Genomic DNA, 20,527 nt, shown 5'->3' on the forward strand with positions numbered 1-20,527 from the left:
GCCTAGTCGCCGCCGATCACGAAGCCGCTGACCGAGTCGAGGTCGAGGTCGATCTGCTCGAGGACGTCGCCGAGGTCGCGGTAGTGCTCGGCCAGCGCGCCGAGCTGCCTCTCGATGGTCTCGGCGGGCACCCCCTGGAAGGAGAGGGCGTGGCCCAGCTGCTCGATCCGCTCCTCGGCCTCGGCGCCGATCCGCTGCTCGGCCTCGTCCTGCAGGGCCGCCAGCTGCTTCATCGCCTCTTTCACGGCCACCTGCGCGGCCTTGGGGATGATCTTCTCCCGGCCCGGGGCGATGGCGTCGAGCTGGGCGCCCCGCAGGTTGTCGCCGGCCCGCTCGAGCTTCGACAGGAGGTCCGCGTCCACCTTCAGCTTGCCGTCGGTCCCCCAGCTCACCGCGACCTCCAGCATCCAGGTCTTCATGAAGCGGGCGAGGTGCCGCGAGGCCACCAGGGCCCCGGGGGCGGTGTCCTCCGGCTCGGGGGGCAGGAGCTCGAAGACGAAGTGGAAGCCGCGCTGCGGCTTGCCCCGGCCCTTGAGGCGCCGCCAGGCGACCCGCCCGTACTCTCCGTCGTGGAGGTAGGCGAAGAGGGCCTCGACGATCGGGTGGCCGGTGGCGAAGTAGGAGATCTCGTCGCGCTCGACCGCCGTCTCCCGCCAGAAGGTGCCCAGCTCGCGGCGCTCCTGGGCGATGGAGAGGCCCGGCAGCGAGTCGACCTTCAGGCGGTTCCCGAAGTTGAAGGCGCACTCGAAGGCGTCGACGTTCTCGTCGAGGTCCACCCCGAGCCCCACCTGCCGCGCCAGCAGGGTGACCGTGTCCTCGAGGCGCTCGTCGAGGTCGCGGGCCAGGCCCCAGAAGCGATCGGGGAGGGTCTCCTCCTCCAGGATCTCGGTCAGCTCGAAGCGCTCGACGGCCCGGTCGGCGATGGCCTGCACCCGGGCCAGATCGCAGGAGCGGTGATCGAGGAGGGGGTCCCAGGCCTCCCGCAGGCTGGCGCGGGCGTCGCTGACCTCCGCGGCCAGCTCCTCGAGGAACTTCGCGCGGGCCTTCTCGCCCTTCACCCCCAGCTCGCCGATCTTCTGCTCGACCTTCTCCAGGACCGAGTCGAGGCCACCCACCGGCTCGGCGAAGACCCCCACCGCCCGGTCGAAGAGCTCGGCGACGAAGGCCGTGAGGGTGCCCTCGGGCTCGAGGACGTGGATCTCCACCGGCTCGCGCTGCCCCACCCGGTCGAGGCGGCCGATGCGCTGCTCCATGGCGCCGGGGCTCCAGGGCAGGTCGTAGCAGATGAGGTGGTGGGCGAACTGGAAGTTGCGCCCCTCGCCGCCGACCTCGGTGGAGATCAGCACGGGGGGCCCGTCCTCGTCGCGGAAGCGGGCAACGCGGCGGTCGCGCTCCACCATGCCGAGATCGCCGTGGTAGGTCAGGCAGCGCATCCCCCGGTCGGTCAGGAGCTTCTCCAGGAAGTCCTGGGTGGCCCGGCTCTCGGTGAAGGTCAGCACCTTGGTGCGCCGGTCGCCGACGTCGAGCTCCTCGAGGAGGGAGAGGAAGCGCTCGGCCTTGGCGTCGACCTCGGGCAGCCCCAGCTGCACCGGATCGAGGTCCAGCTCGCGCTTGGTCAGCGCCTCCGCCAGGGCCGCGGTGGAGGACTCGAGGCTGCGCAGCACCCGCGCCCGGGGGGCGCCCTTGAGGCTGCCGTCCCCGAGGATCGCGTCGATCACCGCCTGGCGGCCCTTCTTCTCGGCGGCGCTGGGCTTCACCGGGTGGCGGTGGAGGCGGCGCTCGGTGAAGCCGCCGACCACAGCCCGGCGGTTCCGGATGAGGGAGGCCGAGACGCTGTAGTGGCGGGCCAGGTGCTCGAGGAGCTGCTCCTTCTTCTTCGCCCCGGCGATGTGAGCGTCGTCGGGGAAGAGCTCGAGGAGGGCCTCGCGGGCCTCGGCGAGCTTGCCGCCCCCCTCCAGGCTGCGCACGACCTGGCTGACCTGCTGCTGGCGGGAGAGGCGGGTGGCCAGCGCCGAGGGGCTCGGGGCCACGTCCGGCTCGATGAGCTCGAGCATGCGGTGGTAGGCCTCGGGGTCGAGGTGCATCGGGGTCGCGGTGAGCAGGAGCAGGCCCCAGGTGTTGCGGGCGAGCTTGCGGGCCATCTCGAAGGCCTGCTTGCCCTTGAGGTGGTGGGCCTCGTCGATGATCACCAGATCCCAGCGCGCCCGCCGGTGGGTGACCTCCTCGATGTGCTTCGGCGTGCGGGCCAGCAGCTCGAGGCTGGTGACGATCTTGGGGTTCTCCCGCCAGGGGCTCTTCTTGGGGTCGGCGGCCTTCGCCCGCTTGAAGCGATCGCCGTCCATGAGGGTGAAGAGGCTGTTGAACTTCCCGGCGAACTCCACCAGCCACTGCACCGTGAGGTGGCTGGGCGCCACGATCAGCACCCGGTGGGCCAGGCCCGAGAGCTTGAGGGCCGAGTAGATCATCCCGGCCTCGATGGTCTTCCCGAGGCCCACCTCGTCGGCCAGGATGAAGCGGGGGGAGCGGGCGCCGAGCACCCGGTCGACCACGGCGATCTGGTGGGGCAGGGGCATCACCCGGGAGGCGAAGAGGGCCCCCAGGGCACTGGTCCGCCGCTCGGCGTCGAGCTTCAGGCCGTCCCGGCGCAGGGCGAAGGCCTTGGCGCTGCCCCCGGTGCCGGCCACCAGGTGGGAGAGCATGTCCGAGGGGGGCAGGGCGGCGTGGAGGCGGTCCTCGCGCACCTCCTCCTTGCTGCCGTCGGCGAAGAGCACCCGGTAGTACTGCAGGTCGTCGCGCACCTCGAGGGCGGCCACCACCTCGGCCTGGCGCCCCTCGTCGTCCACCACCTTGTCGCCCTTCTCCAGCACCACCGGCCGCAGGACGTCGGCCCGGGAGGGCAGGAGGACCGGCTCGTCGCGGCCGGGGAAGGACGCCCAGGCCTGGCGGTCGGCCTCCAGGACCTCCACGAGGTCGCCGACGCCCCAGGAGGGCTGGGGGAGGTAGCGGATGAGCTGGCCGGGTCGGAGCTGTCGCATAGGGCGGCGCAACCTATCACCGCCGCCACGAAACGCCACCGACGGGGCCCCGGCGGAGGGCTCCTGCAGCGGTTGGGGCGAAGCCGGCATCGCGATAGAAGGGGGCGTCCCTCGCGCGAACAAAGAAGGGGAGTCCTCCATGCGCACGCCTCGCCCGATCCTTCCTCTGGCCCTGGTCCTCGCGGGCCTCGGCCTCCCTCCGGCCCCGGCGGCTGCCGCGGACGCCTCGGGACCGAAGCTCGAGTACGAGACCTTCACCCTCGGCAACGGGATGGAGATCTACGTGCTGCCGGACCGCTCCCTGCCCCAGGTGCAGATGATCACCTGGTACGACGTGGGCTCGGCCCACGAGAAGAAGGGGCGCACGGGCTTCGCCCACCTCTTCGAGCACCTGATGTTCAAGGGCTCGGCCCACATCCCCGACGGCCTCCTCGACGTGCTCCTCGAGGGCGCGGGGGGCTACTCGAACGCCTTCACCAGCAGCGACATGACCGTCTACTACAACACGGCGGCGTCGAACTTCCTGGAGACGATGTTCTGGATCGAGGCGGACCGCCTGGCGGGGCTCACCGAGAAGATCGACCAGGCGAAGCTCGACAACCAGCGCGAGGTGGTGCTCAACGAGCGGCGGCAGTCCTACGAGAACCGCCCCTACGGGATGAGCCACATCCTCCTGCGCGAGGCCCTCTGGCCCGACGGGCACCCCTACCACTGGCCGGTGATCGGCTATCAGGAGGACCTGAACGCCGCGAGCCTCGAGGACGTCATCGGCTTCTTCGACCGCCACTACATCCCCGCGGGGGCGGTCATGGTGGTGGCCGGCGACGTGCAGGCCGAGGAGGTGAAGGCCCTGGCCAAGAAGTACCTGGAGTGGATCCCCGGCGGCACGGTGCCGGCCCCCCTCTACGTCCCGACGCCCGAGCCCCTCAAGGGCAGCGCCGCCCTCTCGGCCACCGACGACGTGCAGGTGCCCCGCCTCTACCTGGCCTACCGCGGGCCCGCGGTCTTCAGCCGGGAGGAGCCCCACATCGACCTGGCCGCCCGGATCCTCGGCGGCGGCAAGTCCAGCCGGCTCCACGAGCGCCTGGTCTACCAGGAGAAGATCGCCCAGGACGTCTCGGCCAGCTTCGAGGGCGAGGTCCTCGGCGGCACCTTCGAGATCGTGGTCACCGCCCGCCCGGGGGTCGACCCGGCCGAGCTCGAGCAGAAGGTCCTCCAGGAGATCGAGGCCCTCGGCCAGACCCCCGCCTCCCTCAAGGAGATGGAGCAGGCGCGCAACGTCCGGGAGTCCGAGTTCCTCCAGCAGCTCGAGTCCAGCCTCTGGCGGGGCATCCAGCTGGCCTGGTACCGGGTGCAGGCCCGCAACGCCGACTACCTCGCCCGGGATCTGGAGCGCTACCGCGAGGTGGACGCCGGTGAGGTCAGCGAGGCCGTGAAGAAGTGGCTGCCCAAGAGCGCCCGGGTGACCCTGGTCATCGGGCCGAAGAAGGAGGCCGAGTGATGAAGACGCCCCTGCCGATCCTCCTCTCCCTCCTCCTCCTCTCCCTCGCCTGCGGCGGCAAGCAGAAGGTCGACGAGGCCCCGCCGCCTCCCCCGCCCGCCCCGGCCGAGCCGAGCGCCGCGGCGGCCGAGGAGGAGGGTCCCCGCAAGGCCCCCTGGGCCAAGAGCGGCATCGAGGACTGGACGACCCCGCCCAAGGCCCGGGCCGAGAGCCCCTTCAGGCCCCCGGCCCCGACCACCTTCACCCTCCCCTCGGGCCTGCAGGTGGTGGTGCAGCCACGGCACACCCTGCCCCTGGTCTCCATCGAGCTGATCGCCCGCGGGGCGGGCTCGGCGGCGGATCCGAAGAAGCAGCCGGGCCTGGCGGCCTTCACCGCCGACCTCCTGGACGAGGGGGCCGGCAAGCGGAGCGCGATGCAGATCGCCCAGGAGGTCGAGCGCCTCGGCGCCACCCTCCACACCGGGGTCACGGCCGACCACGGCTGGATCAGCATGCAGACCCTGGCCCGGACCTTCGACGCCTCCTTCGATCTCTTCACCTCGATCCTCACCCGGCCCTCCTTCTCGCCCGCCGAGATCAAGCGGGTGCAGGGAGAGACCGTGGACAACCTGAAGACCCGGCAGGACCGCTCGCGGGAGGTCGCCTCCCTGGTCTTCGAGCAGACCCTCTATGGCGCCGACACCCCCTACGGGCACCCGGCCGAGGGCTTCGTCGCGAGCGTGAAGGGCTTCTCGGCCCCGGCGGTGAAGAAGTTCCACCAGCAGGCCTGGCGGCCAGAGAACATGGTCCTGGTGATCTCCGGGGACGTGGACATCGTCGCCCTGCGCCAGAACGTGCAGAAGCGCCTCGGCCGCTTCAAGGGCAAGGGCAAGAAGGTGAAGCTCAAGGCCCCCGCCGCCGCGCCGGCGAAGAAGGCCGCCCGCCTCACCCTGGTGGACCGCCCGGACGCTCCCCAGAGCGAGCTGCGCGCCGGCCTGGTGGGCATGAGCCGCAGCGATCCGCGCTACGCCTCCTTCGAGGTCCTCACCACCCTCCTGGGCGGTGGCTTCACCAGCCGCCTCAACAACCGCCTGCGGGAGCAGCTCGGCTACACCTACGGGATCCGGGCGATGCAGGTGGACCGCAGCGGCCGCGGCCCCTTCCTGATCGCCTCGGCGCTCCACACGCCCAAGACCGCCGACGCGGTCCAGGAGATCCTGCGGATGGTGGGGGAGCTGGCGACGACGCCGGTGCCGGCGGACGAGCTGGAGAAGGCCAAGCTCAACCTCATCCGGGCCCTGCCGACGCGCTTCGAGACCAACGGCGAAGTGGCCGGCACCCTCGGCGCGCTGGCCGCGCACGGCCTGCCCCTGACCTGGTACGACGACTACGAGAAGCAGATCCGCGCGGTGGACGCCGCCGCGCTGCAGAAGCTGGCCGGGCAGCTGGTGCCCGAGGGTCAGCTCCTCTTCACGATCGTCGGCGACACCAAGGTCATCGAGGCCGATCTCGTGAAGATCCTCGGGCCGGCGAAGAAGACCGATCCCGAGGGCAAGGCGCTGAAGTAGCGGCGCGCTAGCGGGGCAGCTCGACGAGCACCCAGCGCTCGCCCCGCTTCTCGACCACGAAGACCTGGGCGCCCCCGCCGGGCCCCGAGAGGAGCGCCTGCTCCCCGCGCATCTCGACCGAGGTCATGCCCACCGCCAGCTGGATCATCTTCGCGTCGAGCTTCTCGGCGGCCTTGCCGTGGAGCTCGGCCTTGATGCTGGCGATGGTGGCCTCCCGGGCCTCCGGGGTCGTCGGCGGCTGGCCGAGCTTCTCGGACATGTCGGCGAGGATGGCGTCCCAGTCCAGGACCTCGTCGAGGGCGTCGGGCTCGGCCAGGCCGGCCAGGACCTCGAGGTAGCGGGTGAGCGGATACTGCGGGCTGCCGGGGTCGATGACCTGCGGGGCGTCCTCCTTGCGGGCCAGCTCCTCGGTGGTGGCGATCAGGCGGATCGGCGCGTCGCTGGTGGTCAGGCGTAGCATGCGTCCGCTGGCGTCGACGTGGAGGACGTCCTCGCCGGGCTTGTCGTCCTTGGTCACGGTGACGGTGTAGCCAACGACCTCCTTGCCGTCGTGCTGGAACTTCGCCGCGCGCACCTCCAGGGTGATGGTGCGCTGCTTGGCCTGCTCGCCCTTCATCCGGTCGGTCCAGAGGAGGGAGGGCAGGCTCCACTTCGCGCCGTCGGTGAGCGGCAGCCGCTCGACGAGCAGGGCCACCCCCGGCGTCACGTCGAAGTAGGGGACGTCCAGCGGGGCGTGGTCGTCCTTGCCCTTGAGCTTTCGATCCCAGCCCTTGCCCGCGCGCTGCATCAGCGAGGACTCCTTCATCGCCGGCTGGTCGGGGAGCTGCTGGTTCTTCTCGCTCTTCACCGAGACCGCCGAGAAGCTCGCGTCGAGGAGGGAGCGCTCGGTGATCTGCATCTCCACCGGCCCCATGGCGAAGACGCCCTCGGTGGTGACGCGGTAGGCGGCCTTGGCCTCGCCCGCGGCGTCCTCGATCTTCAGGTGCATGAAGCCGATGCGCTGCCCGGAGGAGAGCTCCATCCGGTACCAGCGGCTCCCCAGCTCGGTCTGGGCGGCCGGCCCGAGGGAGGCCTTCGGCTGGAGGTGCGGGTGACCGCAGGCAGAGAGGGCGAGGAGGGCGAGGGCGGGCAGTAGGCGGAGGCTGCGCACGGGGGGCTCCTGGTCTCGGGGGGAAGAAGCCCCCCATAGCAGCGCCCGAGGGCCGCAGGCAAATCAGCCGGCGAGGGCGCCGAAGACCAGCAGGCCGCCGGTGAAGAGGCCGATCACCGAGAGCACGACCCCGGCGATGGCCGTCTTCTTGCGGCCCACCGGGGGCACCGACTCGGCGTTCACCCGCCGCAGGCCGATGAAGGAGAGGATGCCCGAGAGGAGCGCCAGGCCGGGGACCAGGAGGGAGAAGAGCGAGAGGACGAAGCCCGCCCGCGCCAGCTGGTTGTCGTAGTAGGCCCGGTACATCTTCTCCAGCGCCTCCCGGGGTACCTCGAGGTCGAAGGCCAGCTGGTTGCGGGTGCTCTTGTAGGCGGAGAGGAAGAAGATGAAGGGCAGCACCTGCCGGCCGAGGCTGGCGCCGAAGCCGAAGCCCATCCCCTCCTCGGTGCCGGCGAAGGTCAGGGCGTTCGAGACCGCCCCGAGCAGGATCAACCCGAAGAGCCCGAGCCGCGCCCAGGGCTTGAGCAGGAAGTAGGCGCCGTAGACGACGATGGCGATCGCCGCGAAGACGATCTGCGGAAGCGCCGAGAGGACGCCGCCGGGGACCCCGAGCTCCAGCTCCTCGGGGATCGCCAGCGCGAAGATCAGCGTGCCGAGCACCACGAGGTTGCCCAGGGTCCCGGTGAGGCCGAAGAACCAGACGAAGGCGTCGCGGCGGCCGCGGAACTTCGCCTCGATGGCCCGGGTGTAGTCGACGTCCTCGCGCCTGCGGCAGGTGTCGCAGAAGGGCTTCCCGGCCACGAAGGCCAGGCAGCCCGCGCAAGCGAACGCGCCGCACCGCTCGCAGATCGCGGCGGCCGGCGCGTCCGGGTGCTTGGCGCAGGCGGGCCCCACCTCACCCTCCACCGCCAGCGGGGGGTGAGGGGACAGCTCCGGTGAGGTCACGCCCAACGGGATCCTAGAGCGGGCTGACCGGCGCGGGCGCCGGGGCCGGAGCCGGGGCGGTCTCCTCGGCGGGCGGGGGAGGCGGAGCCTCTTCCTTCTTCTGCTTGCCGGCGCAGCCGGGCATCAGGAAGAGAGCGGCGATTCCGATGGCAAAGAGAAAGCGCATGGCGAGTTCCTTGTGTTTGGTTCGCGGCCCGCTCACCGGTCGATCGGGCCGGAAGGAAAGCCTACCTCCGATCGCGCCTCCGGGGGCAAGCCCCCTCCGGATGAAATCGCTTCCACGACGACCCCGTCCAGGCCTCCGAGGGATGGCTCGAGATCGACTCCATCTCGAGCCACGGATCTCTTTCGGTCGGGCGCGCGAGCGATTAGGCTCGCGCGCCCGTGACCGAGCCCACCCTCAAGCTGATCGAGCTGTATCGCTCCCTCCAGGGGGAGAGCACCCTCGCCGGCGAGCCCTGCGTCTTCATCCGGACGGCGGGGTGCAACCTGCGCTGTGTCTGGTGCGACTCGGAGTACACCTTCACGGGGGGGGAGCCCTGGACCCTGGAGGCCATCCTCGCGGAGGTCGAGCGCCTCGGCCCCGGCCACGTGGAGCTCACCGGGGGGGAGCCCCTCCTCCAGCCCGCGGTGATCCCCCTGATGGAGCGCCTCCTCGAGGCGGGCCGGGAGGTGCTGCTGGAGACCTCGGGCTCCCTCTCCCTGGAGGGGGTGCCGGCGGCCGTGCGGAAGATCGTGGATCTGAAGGCGCCGGGCAGCGGGGAGGAGGCCCGCAACCGCTGGGAGAACCTGGAGCGCCTCGGCCCCCGGGACGAGCTGAAGCTGGTCCTCGCCGACCGCGAGGACTACCTCTGGGCCCGGGAGCAGCTCGCCCGCCGGGACCTCGCCTCGCGCTGCGGGCGGGTGCTCTTCTCGCCGGTGGAGGGCCGCCTCGAGCCGGCCCGGCTCGCCGCCTGGATCCTGGAGGATCGCCTGGCGGTGAGGCTCAACCTGCAGCTCCACCGGATCCTCTGGCCGGAGTCCTCCCGGGGGGTCTGAAGAGGTAGGCATGGTGGTAGACTCGCCCCACCATGAAGACGCTCACGAGAGGGATCTCGAGCCTCCTCTTCCTGGGTCTCCTGGCGCTCCCCCGGGCGAGCGAAGGGGCGACCCTCTTCGAGGATCAGTTCACTTGCTCCAATAGCGCCACCATCGGTGCGTCACCGGAGCTCACCGGCTGGGTCTCCACCAGCGTCGCCCAGGATCCCTGGTCCAGCGTGGGCACCGACGGGGTGATTCCGACGGCCGGCGAGGGCTCGACCACGGGCTCCTTCGCCGACGGCACCATCGACTGGCACGAGAACATGCTGCTGACGGGGGCGACCGACTGGTACAACGTCTCCCTCGACGCCACGATCAACTCGGCCGACAACGACACCGTGGGGCTGGTGGTCCGCTACGCAAACGAGGGCTCCTACTACCTCTGCACGATGAACGAGGACGCCGGCCCCGCCTGCACCGACAACGCCGGCATCGGGACCCGGGGGCTGCGTCTGCGGCGGGTGCACGCCGGCACGACCTGCAACAACGGCTACTCCGTCGCGAACGCCACCTTCAACTACACCTCCGGCACGACCTACGCGTTCCGGCTCTCCGCCATCGGCAGCGTCGTCACCTGCACCGTCGACCTGAACGGCAACGGCCTCTTCGGCGACGGCCCCGACGTCTCGGTCAGCTACACCGACGGCGCCCCCCTCCCGGCGGGCCGGGTGGGCCTCTACACCTACACCAACGGCGCCGTGACCTTCGACGCCGTGGCCGTCACCAGCTCGGATCCCGACAACGACCTGGACGGCGTGACCAACACCACCGAGGTGGCCCTCGGCCTCTCCTCGGCCCTGGCGGACACCGACGGGGACACGATCTCGGATCGCCACGAGGTGCTCTCCCACGGCTACGTCCCCGACACCGACTTCGACGGCACCATCGACGCCCTGGACACCGACTCCGACGGCGACGGCTTCTCGGACGCCGAGGAGGCGGGGGACACGGACCTGGCCACGCCTCCGGTGGACCTCGACTGCGACGGACTGCCCGACTACCGGGACCTCGACTCCGACGGCGACGGCTCCCCCGACGCCGTGGACAGCTGCCGGACCGACCCCACCCTCGCCGACACCGACGGCGACACCGTCGGGGACGGCTGCGACCCGGCCCCGAGCGACCCCTGCGTCTGCCTCGACCGGGACGGCGACACCTGCGACGACTGCCAGGTCACCTGCACGGCGCCCGACACCGCCAACGACGGCCCCGACACCGACGGGGACGGACTCTGCAACGCCGGCGACGACGACGACGACGGCGACGGCCTCTCCGACGCCCTCGAGAACTCGATCGGCTCGGACCGGCTGCGGGCCGACACCGATCAGGACGGCCTCCCCGACGACGTGGAGTACGCCGGGAACACCGACCTCCTCGACGCCGACACCGACGACGACGGCATCTCCGACGGCGACGAGGTCGCCGGCACCCTCGGCGCGGTCACCGACCCCAACGACTTCGACTCCGACGGCGACGGCCTCGGCGACGGCCTCGAGCAGGGGGTCGCCTCCGGCGTCCCGGCCGGCACCTCCTCGTCGAGCCTCGCCCGCCCCTTCTCCGGCACGGCCGCGGGCTTCCAGGGCGACGTGGACGCCTCCACCCAGACCGACCCCCTGGTCGCCGACACCGACGGCGGCGGGGTCGAGGACGGCGCCGAGGACGCCGACGGCAACGGCCAGGTGGACGCGGGCGAGACCGACCCCGGCCTCTGGGGCGACGACGATCCGGACGGGGACGGGCTGGACAACACCCGGGAGACCGCCCTGGGCACCGACCGCCGGGACGCCGACACCGACAACGACGGCCTCTCGGACTCCTTCGAGGTCCTCACGGACAACCTCTCGGCCTACGATCCCCTCACGGACACCAACCCCCTCGACGCCGACACCGACGACGACGGCCTCTCCGACGGTGACGAGACCAACGCCGTCACCGGCTACTACACCGACCCCTTCAATCCCGACTCGGACGGTGACGGCCTCTCCGACGGCCTCGAGCGCGGCTCCACCGGCGTGGCGCCCGGCATCAGCGAGGGCACCGGCGTGAGCTACGCGGGCACCGCCGCCGGCTTCCAGCCGGACCTCGATCCCGCCACCCGCACCAACCCCCTCTCCACCGACACCGACGGCGGTGGGGCCACCGACGACGTCGAGGACACCAACGGCAACGGGCTGATCGACAACAGCGAGACCGACCCCAACGACCCGGCCGACGACGCCGCGGCCCGCTGCCGCGACGGCGTGATCCAGGCCCCCGAGCAGTGCGACGACGGCAACCGCGCGACCGGGGACGGCTGCGACGACTTCTGCCAGGAGGAGTTCGGCTGGGTCTGCTACGGCCTGCCGAGCACCTGCGACTCCCCGACCACCGACACCGACGGAGACGGCCTCACCAACAGCCGGGAGCGGAACATCATCCACACCGACCCCCTCGATCCGGACACCGACGGCGACGGCCTGAACGACGGACCGGAGATCGCCGGGGGGAGCAACCCGCTGACCTACCAGGTGGGGGTCGACACCGACCCCCTCGACGCCGACACCGACGACGACGGGATCGCCGACGGCGAGGAGGCCTCCGCCGGCAGCGATGGACACGTCACCGATCCCCTCCTCTTCGACACCGACGGTGACGGCCTCTCCGACGGGCAGGAGACCTCCGCGCCGGCGATCCCCGCCGGCACCTCCGACGTGCGCGGCGTCGCCTACGTGGGCACCGACCTCGCGGTCTACGCGCTCGACATGGAGACCGGCAGCCAGACCGATCCCACCGCCACCGACACCGACGGGGGCGGCGTCGACGACGGCGTCGAGGACGCCAACCACAACGGCCGCGTCGACAGCACCGAGACCAACCCCAACCTTCCGGGCGACGACGATCCGGACGGCGACGGCCTGAACAACGATCGGGAGGCGGCCCTCGGCACCGACCCCCGCCACGCGGACACCGACCTCGACGGCCTCGAGGACGGCGTGGAGATCGCCGGGGGCAACCCGAACCTCTACGACGTGGGCACCGACACCGACCCCGTCGACGCCGACACCGACGACGACGGCCTCTCGGATGGGGAGGAGCTCGTCGTGGGCAACGACGGCTTCGTCACCGATCCCCTGAGCGCCGACACCGACGGCGACGGAATCCGCGACGGCGTCGAGGTCGGCCGCACGGTCTCGGTCCCGGCCGGCCTCTCGGCGGCGAGCGCGATCCCCTACCGGGGCACCGCCCTGCCCTTCGCCGGCGACCTCGACCCGGCCTCGACCACCGACCCCACCGTGACCGACACCGACGCCGGCGGCGTGGACGACGGCCTCGAGGACGTCAACCACAACGGGCGCATCGACGGCGCCGAGGGTGACCCCACCGACCCGGACGACGACGATCCGGACGGCGACGGCCTGACCAACGGCCGGGAGGCGATCCTGGGCACCGATCCCCTCCTCGCCGACACCGACGGCGATGGCCTCGACGACTACGCCGAGGTCAACGGGACCACCGATCCCACCGAGGGCGACAGCGACGGGGACGGGATCGGCGACGCCGAGGAGCTCGCGGGCGGGACCCCGGGCGTCTTCGACGCGGGCCTGGACACCGATCCCATGGACGCCGACACCGACGACGACGGCATCTCCGATGGCGAGGAGATCGTCGAGGGCAGCGACGGGGTGATCACCGATCCCCTGAGCGCCGACACCGACGGCGACGGCGTCGACGACGGCGTCGAGCTCGGCCTCACCGCGGGCGTCTCCGGCGGCACGACCCCCGGCGGGCTCACCTACGAGGGCACCGGCGCCTCCTTCGCCGGCGACCGGGACCCCACCACCACCACCGACCCCCTCGACCCGGACACCGACGGCGGCGGCGAGTCGGACGGCAGCGAGGACGCCAGCGGCGACGGCGCCGTCGACATCGGCGAGACCGACCCCAACGATCCCACCGACGACTTCTACGCGCCGGCCTGCGGCGACGGGGCCCGGGACGCCGGGGAGCAGTGCGACGACAACGACACCGACGACGGCGACGGCTGCTCCGCCCTCTGCCTGGTCGAGGAGGGGTGGACCTGCACCGGCGAGCCCAGCCAGTGCTCCCTCATCCCGCCGGACGACATCGACGGCGACACCGTGCCCGACGCGATCGACAACTGCCCCAACCACCCCAACCCGGGGCAGGAGGACAGCGACGGCGACGGGATCGGCGACGCCTGCGAGGGTCCCCAGCCGCCCAACCCGGACGAGGACGGGGACGGCTTCGTGGACGGCCTCGCCCTCGGCGGCGGCGGCTGCGCCTGTGACAGCGAGGCGAGCAACACCTCCAGCCCCTGGCTGCTCTGCTCCTTCCTCCTCTTCGGCCTGCTCGCCCGGCGGCGGGGCGGGCCCTCGCGCGCAGGAAGGACCCTCGCGCTGGGCGCCGCCCTCCTCCTCGCCGGCGCGGCCCAGGCCCAGGGGCTCACCCCCGAGGAGCCCGGCGACTTCTCGGTGGACCGCTTCCGGCTCTCCGCCGACGGGGCGGGCTTCCTCGACGTGGAGCAGGCCCGGATCCAGGGAGAGCGCTTCTCCTTCGACGCCGGCGGCGCGCTGCACTACCTCTCCGATCCCCTGATGCTCAGCTGGGAGGGAGACGATCGCCACGCCCCCCTGCTGGCGCACCGGGCCTCCCTCGATCTCTTCGGCGCCCTGACGGTGCACTCCCGCTTCTCCCTCGGGCTGGCCGGGCGCCTGGTGCTCTTCCAGTCCCGGCCCGAGACCTTCGCGGCGGACGCGATCCTCCACACCCTCCCCGACCTGGCGACGACCGGCCCCGGCGATCTGCGCGTCACCCCCAAGCTCTGGGTCCTCACCGCCGAGCAGATCGGCATCGACGTCGGCGTGATCCCGGGCGTCCACCTCCCCCTGGGCGGAGGCAAGGCCTACCTCGGCGAGCGGGGCGTGGCCTTCGAGCCCGAGCTGGTCCTCTCCCGGCACTTCTCCCGCCTGGCCCTGGCCCTGAACGCCGCCTACCTCCTGCGTCCGCGCTCCGAGTTCCTCGACCTGGTGATCGACGACGAGCTGCGCCTGCGCCTGGGCGGGAGCTACCTGGTCTCCACCGACGGGGCGAGCGTCCAGGCGAGCGTGCTCTTCGCGACCTCCCCCACCGACCTGGGGGCCCCGGGCACGACCTCCCTGGAGGTGCTCCTCGGGGTCCGGCAGCCCCTCGGGAAGGGGCTCTCCCTCCACTTCGCCGGCGGGGCCGGACTCCTGCGCGGCGTGGGCAGCCCCGACCTGCGGGTCTTCACCGCCCTGCGCTACGCGCTTCAGCGCTGAGCGAGCGCGGGGCGCAGGTGCGCCTCGGCGAGCAGGGTGTAGGCCGGCCCGGCGCGGCCGAGGACGCTGTGGACGAGCTGCACCCGCTCCACCGGGAGCGCCGGCCAGGCCTCCCCCTCGAGGGCGGGCAGCAGCGCCTGCAGAGGCCGGGCGTCGCGGGGGTGGCGGATCCTTCCGAGGGTGAGGTGCGGCCGGAAGGGCCGCTCCTCCGGGAGGACCCCCACGCCCGCGGCCAGCGCCTCGAGGACCCGGTGGAGGGCGAGCAGATCCCCCGGGGGAGGCTCGAAGGCCAGCGCCACCACCCGGGGCCGGCGAGGCCCGGGGAAGAGGTGCAGCCCCGAGGGCGTGAGCGACGAGGTGGGCTGGCCCTCGAGGCGCGCGGCGAGGGAGGAGGCGAGGGCCTCGGCCTTCTCCCGGTCGAGCTCGCCGAGGAACTTCAGGGTGAGGTGCCAGCGGGAGGCGGGCGTCCAGCGCACCTTCGGCGCCCGCTCGCGCAGGGGGGCGAGGGCCGCCTCCGCCCGCTCCCGCAGGGCCCGATCGACCGGCGCCGCCAGGAAGAGCCGCATCCCCGCACCTTCAGTAGGAGCGCGGCAGCTCCAGGGTGTGCTCGGCCACGTAGTTGAGGATCATCTCGTTGGAGATCGGCGCGGTCTTCAGCAGGCGCAGGTTGGTCCAGAGGTGGAGCAGCCCGAACTCCTTGGAGAAGCCGTTGCCGCCGAGGGTCTGGATGGCGCGGTCGGTGGCCTGCACCCCCAGCTCCGAGGCCAGGAACTTGGCGCAGTTGGCGTAGAAGCCCGCCTCCCCCGGGGGCAGGCCCGCGTCGAGGGCCCAGGCCGCCTTGTAGGTCATGGTCCGGGCGGCCTCCTGGCGGATCTTCACCTCGGCCAGGGGGTGCTGGATCGCCTGGTGCGCGCCGATGGGGGTGTCGCGGAAGACCTTGCGATTTCGAGCGTAGTCGCAGGCCAGGCGCAGCGCGTACTCCGAGGCGCCGACCGCGATGGCCGAGGCCAGGATCCGCTCGGGGTTCAGGGCCATGAAGAGGGCCATGGCGCCCCCGTGGAGATCGCCCACCAGGTTGATCCTCGGGACCTTCACGTCCTCGAAGAAGAGGGTCCACTGGTTCATGCCCTCGATGCCGCCGGTGGGCAGCAGGTCCTTGCGCAGCCCGGGCGCGTCGGTGGGCACGATGAAGAGGGAGAGGCCGTAGCTCTTGGGCAGCCCCTGCGCCTCGCACTCCTTGCGGGACATCGTCCGCGCCACGACCAGCATCGCGTCGGCCACGTCGGCGCCGGTGATGAAGGTCTTCGAGCCGTCGAGCACGAAGCCGTCGTCTTCCTCCCTCGCCGAGGTGGTGATCCGGAAGGTGTTGGTGCCGGCGTCCGCCTCGGTCAGGGCGAAGGCCAGCTTCAGCTCACCCGTCGCGATCCGGGGCAGGAAGTGCTGCTTGGTCTCCTCGCTGGCGGTGCGCACCATGCACAGGGCGTCCATGGTGGTGAGCACCAGGATCGGGTTGGCGAAGCCGAGGGTGGTCATCTCCTCCACCGCGAAGGCCAGGGGCAGAAGCCCCATCTCGTTGCCGCCGTAGCTCTCCGGGATCAGGCAGCCGAGGAAGCCGGCCCCGGCGAGGGCGTCCCAGATCTCCTGGGGGAACTCCTTGTTCTCCAGGATGCGCTCCCTCCAGCGCGCGGCGTCCTTCGCGAAGGGCGCGAAGAGGTCGCGGGTGGTCTGCCGGATCGCCTGCTGCTCCTCGGAGAGCGCGAAGTCGAGTGCCATGTCTGGGCTCCTTTCCCGGGGTCCGCTGCCGACTTGAAGCCCGCGCCCCGCCCCCGGTCAAGGGAGGGCGTGGCCAAAGGGGGAGGGGGTGTGGCAGAAGGGAGCCGATGAAGACGCCCCGCACGATCGCCCTGCTCGCCCTCCCCCTCCTGCTCGCCGCCTGCCCGGAGGAGAAGGCGCCCCTGAAGGTGGCCGCCCCGGCGGAGGCCGAGGCCCCGGCGCCCGCCGACGCCCCGCCCGCGGAGGAGGCCCCGGCGCCGGGCGCGCCCCTCGTGCTCTCGAAGCTCGGGCTGAAGCTCGACCTGCCCGCCGACGCCACCGTCATGGACATGCTCGGGGTGCAGGTCGTCACCGGCGGCGGCACCGTCGTCTCGGTCTCGGCGGTGAAGCCCGAGGGCATCGCCCCGGAGACCTTCGCGGAGGCGAAGGCCGCGCGCGACGACTTCTCCCCCACGAAGGTGGGCAAGGAGGAGGAGACGGCCGATGGCTGGCTCCTGACCTTCGAGAACGAGGGCGGGGGCGTCTCCAACTACTGGGTCTGGATGCGCCGCACCCTCGAGGGCCAGGCCTACGAGTGCAAGGCCACCGTGGGCAGCCCGGAGCAGGCCGCCCGGGCCGAGGCCGCCTGCGCGAGCCTGCGCAAGTAGCTCCTTCAGAGCCGGAGGGGCAGGCGCTGCCGGCCCCAGCGGCCGGGCCTCGCCTCGAAGACCCCCGCGAGGGCCGCGCCGCAGGTGGGGCAGGCGCCCTCGGGCGTGAGCCGCCAGGCCAGCAGCTCGTACCAGTCCCGCTCGATGAGCACCTCGCCGCAGCCGGCGCAGTGGGTGGCGTCGCCCTCGGGGTCGTGGACGTTGCCGGTGTAGACGTGGCGCAGCCCCTCTGCCCTCGCCCAGCCCCGCGCGCGGCGCAGGGTCCGCGCGGGGGTGGCCGGCAAGGCGCGCAGGCGGAAGTCGGGGTGGAAGGCAGAGAGGTGCAGCGGCACCTCGGGCCCCAGCTCGGCGGCGACCCAGGCGGCCAGCGCCCGCAGCTCCGCCTCCGAGTCGTTGAGCGTGGGGATCACGAGGACGGTGAGCTCCAGCCAGAGGCCCTCCTGCCGGGCGAGCGCCACCAGGGTCTCCTTCACCGGCTCGAGGTGCCCGCCGGTCTGCCGCCAGTAGAAGTCCTCGGTGAAGGCCTTCAGGTCGATGTTGGCCGCGTCCATCACGCCGAAGAGCTCCTCGCGCGCCCCGGGCAGGACGTAGCCGGCGCTCACCGCGACGGCGCGCAGGCCCCGCGCCCGGGCGGCCCGGGCGCAGTCCACGGCGTACTCGAGGAAGATCACCGGGTCGTTGTAGGTCAGGGCGATCGAGCGGCAGCCCGCCTCGGCGGCGGCCCGGGCGAGGGCCTCCGGCTCGGCCGCCTGCTGCCGGCCGTCGAAGTCGCGGGCGCGGCTGCTCTCCCAGTTCTGGCAGAACTTGCAGGCCAGGTTGCAGCCGGCGGTGCCCAGGGAGAGCACCGGCGTGCCGGGGAGGAAGTGCGCGAGGGGCTTCTTCTCGATGGGGTCGATGCACAGGCCGCTGGAGCGGCCGTGGGTGGTCAGGCGGATCGTCGGCGGGTCGTGGTCGTCCTCGCGCCGGGGCCGGCCCCGGACGAAGCAGAAGCCCCGCTGCCCCGGAGAGAGACGGCAGAGGCGCGGGCAGACCCGGCACTCGAGCTCGCCGGAGGGGAGCTCCTCGAAGTGGCGGGCCACCGGGCCGGTGATCCCTTCGCTCACCCCTCTAGATTAACCCAGCCGGGACCCCGTGGTAGAGGGCGCCCATGAGCTATCAGAATGCCCTCATCACCGGTGCGTCCAGCGGGCTGGGCGCCGGCCTCGCCCACCGCTTCGCTCAGAAGGGCACCCGGGTCTTCGCCCTGGCCCGCCGCGAGGACAAGCTCGCCGAGCTGCGCGAGGCCAGCGGCGAGAAGATCGAGCCGGTGGTGCTGGACGTGAGCGACACCGACGCCCTCGTGGCGAAGATCCGGGAGCTCGACGCCGCCTGCGGCGGCCTGGACCTGATCATCGCCAACGCCGGCGTCGGGAAGACCAAGAAGGCCTCGCGGATCGACTGGGAGAACTGGGTCGAGCCCACCCTGCGGGTGAACGTCCTGGGCGCCATCGCCACCCTCACGGCGGTGCTGCCCCGGATGGTGGAGGAGCGGCGCGGCCACCTGGTCGGCGTCTCCTCGATCGCGGCCATCCGCGGCCTGCCGGGCTCGGGCGCCTACTCGGCGAGCAAGGCGGCGCTCTCGACCTACCTCGAGACCCTGCGGGTCGACCTCAAGTCGAAGGGCATCACCGTGACCACCCTCGAGCCGGGCTTCGTGAAGACGCCCCTGACCGAGGGCGGCAAGCAGCCCATGCCCTTCCTGATGGAGCTCGAGCCGGCCCTCGACGCCATGATGAACGCCATCGAGAAGAAGAAGGGCCACCTCGCCTTCCCCTGGACCCTGGCGAGCGCCGCGGGCATGGGGCGGATGATCCCCCGCAGCCTCTACAGCCTCCTCGTGGGCCGCTAGGGAAGAGAGCGCCCGGCCGCGGCGCGCACAGCGCCGCAGGGCGCGGTCCCGTGACCCCCGAGCTCGAGCTGGGGGGTTCGGGGGGAGCGGTGCTCCCCCCGATCTCGACGGCGGGCCACGCCGCCTTCCCCTGGACCCTGGCGAGCGCCGCGGGCATGGGGCGGATGATCCCCCGCAGCCTCTACAGCCTCCTCGTGGGCCGCTAAACCAGAGATCATGATTCCCGAACAGCGGATGGCGCCGCGGACGTGCCCGGATGCAAGGAAGGGTGAGGGAGCCTAGCCTTAGCTAGGTGACCGAGGCCTGACGCCGCAGGCGGGTGCGGCCTGCAAGCCAGGCGTGATCGGGAATCGTGATTTCTGGTTTAGGGAAGAGAGCGCCCGGCCGCGGCGCGCACAGCGCCGCAGGGCGCGGTCCCGTGACCCCCGAGCTCGAGCTGGGGGGTTCGGGGGGAGCGGTGCTCCCCCCGACTACTTGGACGCAACTTTGCCGCCGACGCCGATCGAGAGCTGATCGAAGAGCCGCTCGCGCTCCCGCTGGAACGCCGCCTGCTGCGCCTCCGGCAGCCGATCGTGCCGGGTGCGGTGGTGCTCGAAGGGATCGACGATCTTCTTGCCCTTCTGGAGCTGGTAGTGGAGGTGGGGCGCCGTGCTGCGGCCGGTGTTGCCCGAGTAGGCCACCACCTCGCCCTGCTTCACCTTCTGACCCGGGCGGAGGCCCTCGGCCATCCGATCGAGGTGGAGGAAGAGGACGTGGACGCCGTCGGGCCCGGCGAGGTCGAGGCAGTTGCCGTTGCGGCGGGTCGACCAGTTGATGCGGCTGACGGTGACGTCGAAGGGCGCCTTCACCGGCGTGCCGATCGGCGCCTTGAAGTCCACGCCCTGGTGACCCCGGCCGTCCTTCAGCAGCGAGGTGATCTGCTCGTAGGTGTCGATGGGGCTGCCCTCGAGGCGGGCCTCGATCTCGACCCCCTGCCGGTCGAAGTAGCGCAGGGGCCCCTCGGCGTCGGGGCGGAACGCGTAGGCCTCGAAGGTCTGGCCCGCCTTGCCGCTCTTGAAGCGCAGGGCGAGGATCTTCGGCTCGGGCTCCCCCGGGAGGTAGAGGAGCTCGATGGCGTCCCCCGCCCGCAGGTCGCGGGCCGGGTCGAGCCACCAGACCAGCAGCCGCCCGGTGACGGCCGTGAGGGGATCGGCGAGGTCGCGCGGCAGGCGGCCGGCGAAGGTCTGATAGAGCGAGCGGTCGATGGGGCCACCGAAGGCCCGCGGACCGACCGGCTCCCCCGCGGAGCCCGCGGTCTGGGCCGCGGCCTCGGGCGCCGGCGCCGGATCCACCGGGATGGGGCGCGACCCCGCCGCCGCGGCGTGCTCGTCGACCTCCACCGGGGGGAGCGCGGCCTCGGGGGCCGGGGCGGGCTCGGGCTCGGGCTCGGCCACCGCCGGCGCGGGGACGGGCGCCTCGCTCTCGGGCGCGATCACCTCGGCGGGATCGTCGTCCCCGGAGCCGAGGAGCAGGGGGGAATAGGCGACGGCGGCGGTGACCAGCGCGGCGACGATCAAAATCGGCAGGACGATCTTGCTACTCATGGGGCGTCCTTCATAGACGAAGGCGCCGACGGATCCAAAGAGAATGCAATCTTTCCTCGTGGTCCATGGCTGGGATTTTCC

General features: G+C 72.2%; 15 protein-coding genes. 7 read left to right on the forward strand and 8 right to left on the reverse strand.

The genetic code is table 11. The features are described from left to right. Positions 1 to 2: 2 nt before the first annotated feature. Entirely contained in the window at positions 3 to 3,035 is a 3,033-nt protein-coding gene (locus tag P1V51_05405) for an SNF2-related protein (protein MDF1562459.1), read from the reverse strand. 139 nt (positions 3,036 to 3,174) lie between these two features. On the opposite strand from P1V51_05405, the gene P1V51_05410 reads away from it, so the two are divergent. After that, on the forward strand, positions 3,175 to 4,536 hold the full coding sequence (locus P1V51_05410) for a pitrilysin family protein (protein ID MDF1562460.1): 1,362 nt from the start codon (positions 3,175 to 3,177) through the stop codon (positions 4,534 to 4,536). Continuing rightward, a complete protein-coding gene (locus P1V51_05415) occupies positions 4,536 to 6,083 on the forward strand; it encodes a pitrilysin family protein (GenBank protein MDF1562461.1) in 1,548 nt (515 codons plus the stop codon). Before P1V51_05410 ends, P1V51_05415 begins: the two co-directional genes overlap by 1 nt. Positions 6,084 to 6,090: 7 nt before the next feature. On the opposite strand, the gene P1V51_05420 is transcribed toward P1V51_05415, so the two are convergent. From P1V51_05420 to P1V51_05430, 3 genes are all read right to left on the reverse strand, one after another. After that, entirely contained in the window at positions 6,091 to 7,233 is a 1,143-nt protein-coding gene (locus tag P1V51_05420) for a hypothetical protein (protein ID MDF1562462.1), read from the reverse strand. A gap of 63 nt (positions 7,234 to 7,296) precedes the next feature. Then, complete coding sequence (locus P1V51_05425) at positions 7,297 to 8,178, reverse strand: B-box zinc finger protein (protein MDF1562463.1); 882 nt, start codon at positions 8,176 to 8,178, stop codon at positions 7,297 to 7,299. Positions 8,179 to 8,191: 13 nt separating this feature from the next. Then, a complete protein-coding gene (locus tag P1V51_05430) occupies positions 8,192 to 8,344 on the reverse strand; it encodes a hypothetical protein (GenBank protein MDF1562464.1) in 153 nt (50 codons plus the stop codon). Between the two features lie 218 nt (positions 8,345 to 8,562). Here P1V51_05430 and P1V51_05435 point away from each other — a divergent pair, with 218 nt between their 5' ends. Together P1V51_05435 and P1V51_05440 are read left to right on the forward strand one after the other, a co-directional pair. Continuing rightward, on the forward strand, positions 8,563 to 9,216 hold the full coding sequence (locus P1V51_05435) for a radical SAM protein (protein MDF1562465.1): 654 nt from the start codon (positions 8,563 to 8,565) through the stop codon (positions 9,214 to 9,216). A 32-nt stretch (positions 9,217 to 9,248) separates the two neighbouring features. Continuing rightward, a complete protein-coding gene (locus tag P1V51_05440; GenBank protein MDF1562466.1) occupies positions 9,249 to 14,555 on the forward strand; it encodes a thrombospondin type 3 repeat-containing protein in 5,307 nt (1,768 codons plus the stop codon). Here P1V51_05440 and thpR read toward each other — a convergent pair. Together thpR and P1V51_05450 are read right to left on the reverse strand one after the other, a co-directional pair. Further along, positions 14,546 to 15,121: an RNA 2',3'-cyclic phosphodiesterase gene (gene thpR, locus P1V51_05445; protein MDF1562467.1), complete on the reverse strand. Its 576-nt coding sequence runs from the start codon at positions 15,119 to 15,121 to the stop codon at positions 14,546 to 14,548. The genes P1V51_05440 and thpR overlap by 10 nt on opposite strands. Before the next feature lie 10 nt (positions 15,122 to 15,131). After that, complete coding sequence (locus tag P1V51_05450) at positions 15,132 to 16,328, reverse strand: acyl-CoA/acyl-ACP dehydrogenase (protein MDF1562468.1); 1,197 nt, start codon at positions 16,326 to 16,328, stop codon at positions 15,132 to 15,134. A gap of 107 nt (positions 16,329 to 16,435) precedes the next feature. Between P1V51_05450 and P1V51_05455 the strand changes: the two genes are divergently transcribed. Further along, positions 16,436 to 16,975 (forward strand): hypothetical protein, encoded by a 540-nt coding sequence (locus tag P1V51_05455; GenBank protein MDF1562469.1) that lies wholly within the window; start codon positions 16,436 to 16,438, stop codon positions 16,973 to 16,975. Between the two features lie 5 nt (positions 16,976 to 16,980). On the opposite strand, the gene amrS is transcribed toward P1V51_05455, so the two are convergent. Then, complete coding sequence (gene amrS, locus P1V51_05460) at positions 16,981 to 18,078, reverse strand: AmmeMemoRadiSam system radical SAM enzyme (GenBank protein MDF1562470.1); 1,098 nt, start codon at positions 18,076 to 18,078, stop codon at positions 16,981 to 16,983. 44 nt (positions 18,079 to 18,122) lie between these two features. On the opposite strand from amrS, the gene P1V51_05465 reads away from it, so the two are divergent. Both P1V51_05465 and P1V51_05470 read left to right on the forward strand, forming a co-directional pair. Then, positions 18,123 to 18,863 (forward strand): SDR family NAD(P)-dependent oxidoreductase, encoded by a 741-nt coding sequence (locus tag P1V51_05465; protein MDF1562471.1) that lies wholly within the window; start codon positions 18,123 to 18,125, stop codon positions 18,861 to 18,863. Positions 18,864 to 18,913: 50 nt separating this feature from the next. Then, positions 18,914 to 19,069 (forward strand): hypothetical protein, encoded by a 156-nt coding sequence (locus P1V51_05470; protein ID MDF1562472.1) that lies wholly within the window; start codon positions 18,914 to 18,916, stop codon positions 19,067 to 19,069. A gap of 264 nt (positions 19,070 to 19,333) precedes the next feature. Here the strand turns inward: P1V51_05470 and P1V51_05475 are convergent, their stop codons facing one another. Further along, positions 19,334 to 20,446 (reverse strand): M23 family metallopeptidase, encoded by a 1,113-nt coding sequence (locus P1V51_05475; GenBank protein ID MDF1562473.1) that lies wholly within the window; start codon positions 20,444 to 20,446, stop codon positions 19,334 to 19,336. Positions 20,447 to 20,527: the final 81 nt, after the last annotated feature.

Source organism: Deltaproteobacteria bacterium (assembly GCA_029210625.1).
Lineage (GTDB): Bacteria > Myxococcota > Myxococcia > SLRQ01 > SLRQ01 > JARGFU01.

What these genes read in the sequence shown, in the direction of transcription:
- P1V51_05430 (MDF1562464.1), bottom strand. Translation starts at nt 8,344, where the DNA reads ATGCGCTTTCTCTTTGCCATCGGAATCGCCGCTCTCTTCCTGATGCCC.
- P1V51_05450 (MDF1562468.1), bottom strand. Translation starts at nt 16,328, where the DNA reads ATGGCACTCGACTTCGCGCTCTCCGAGGAGCAGCAGGCGATCCGGCAG.
- P1V51_05415 (MDF1562461.1), top strand. Translation starts at nt 4,536, where the DNA reads ATGAAGACGCCCCTGCCGATCCTCCTCTCCCTCCTCCTCCTCTCCCTC.
- P1V51_05410 (MDF1562460.1), top strand. Translation starts at nt 3,175, where the DNA reads ATGCGCACGCCTCGCCCGATCCTTCCTCTGGCCCTGGTCCTCGCGGGC.
- P1V51_05475 (MDF1562473.1), bottom strand. Translation starts at nt 20,446, where the DNA reads ATGAGTAGCAAGATCGTCCTGCCGATTTTGATCGTCGCCGCGCTGGTC.
- P1V51_05405 (MDF1562459.1), bottom strand. Translation starts at nt 3,035, where the DNA reads ATGCGACAGCTCCGACCCGGCCAGCTCATCCGCTACCTCCCCCAGCCC.
- thpR (MDF1562467.1), bottom strand. Translation starts at nt 15,121, where the DNA reads ATGCGGCTCTTCCTGGCGGCGCCGGTCGATCGGGCCCTGCGGGAGCGG.
- P1V51_05465 (MDF1562471.1), top strand. Translation starts at nt 18,123, where the DNA reads ATGAGCTATCAGAATGCCCTCATCACCGGTGCGTCCAGCGGGCTGGGC.
- P1V51_05440 (MDF1562466.1), top strand. Translation starts at nt 9,249, where the DNA reads ATGAAGACGCTCACGAGAGGGATCTCGAGCCTCCTCTTCCTGGGTCTC.
- P1V51_05455 (MDF1562469.1), top strand. Translation starts at nt 16,436, where the DNA reads ATGAAGACGCCCCGCACGATCGCCCTGCTCGCCCTCCCCCTCCTGCTC.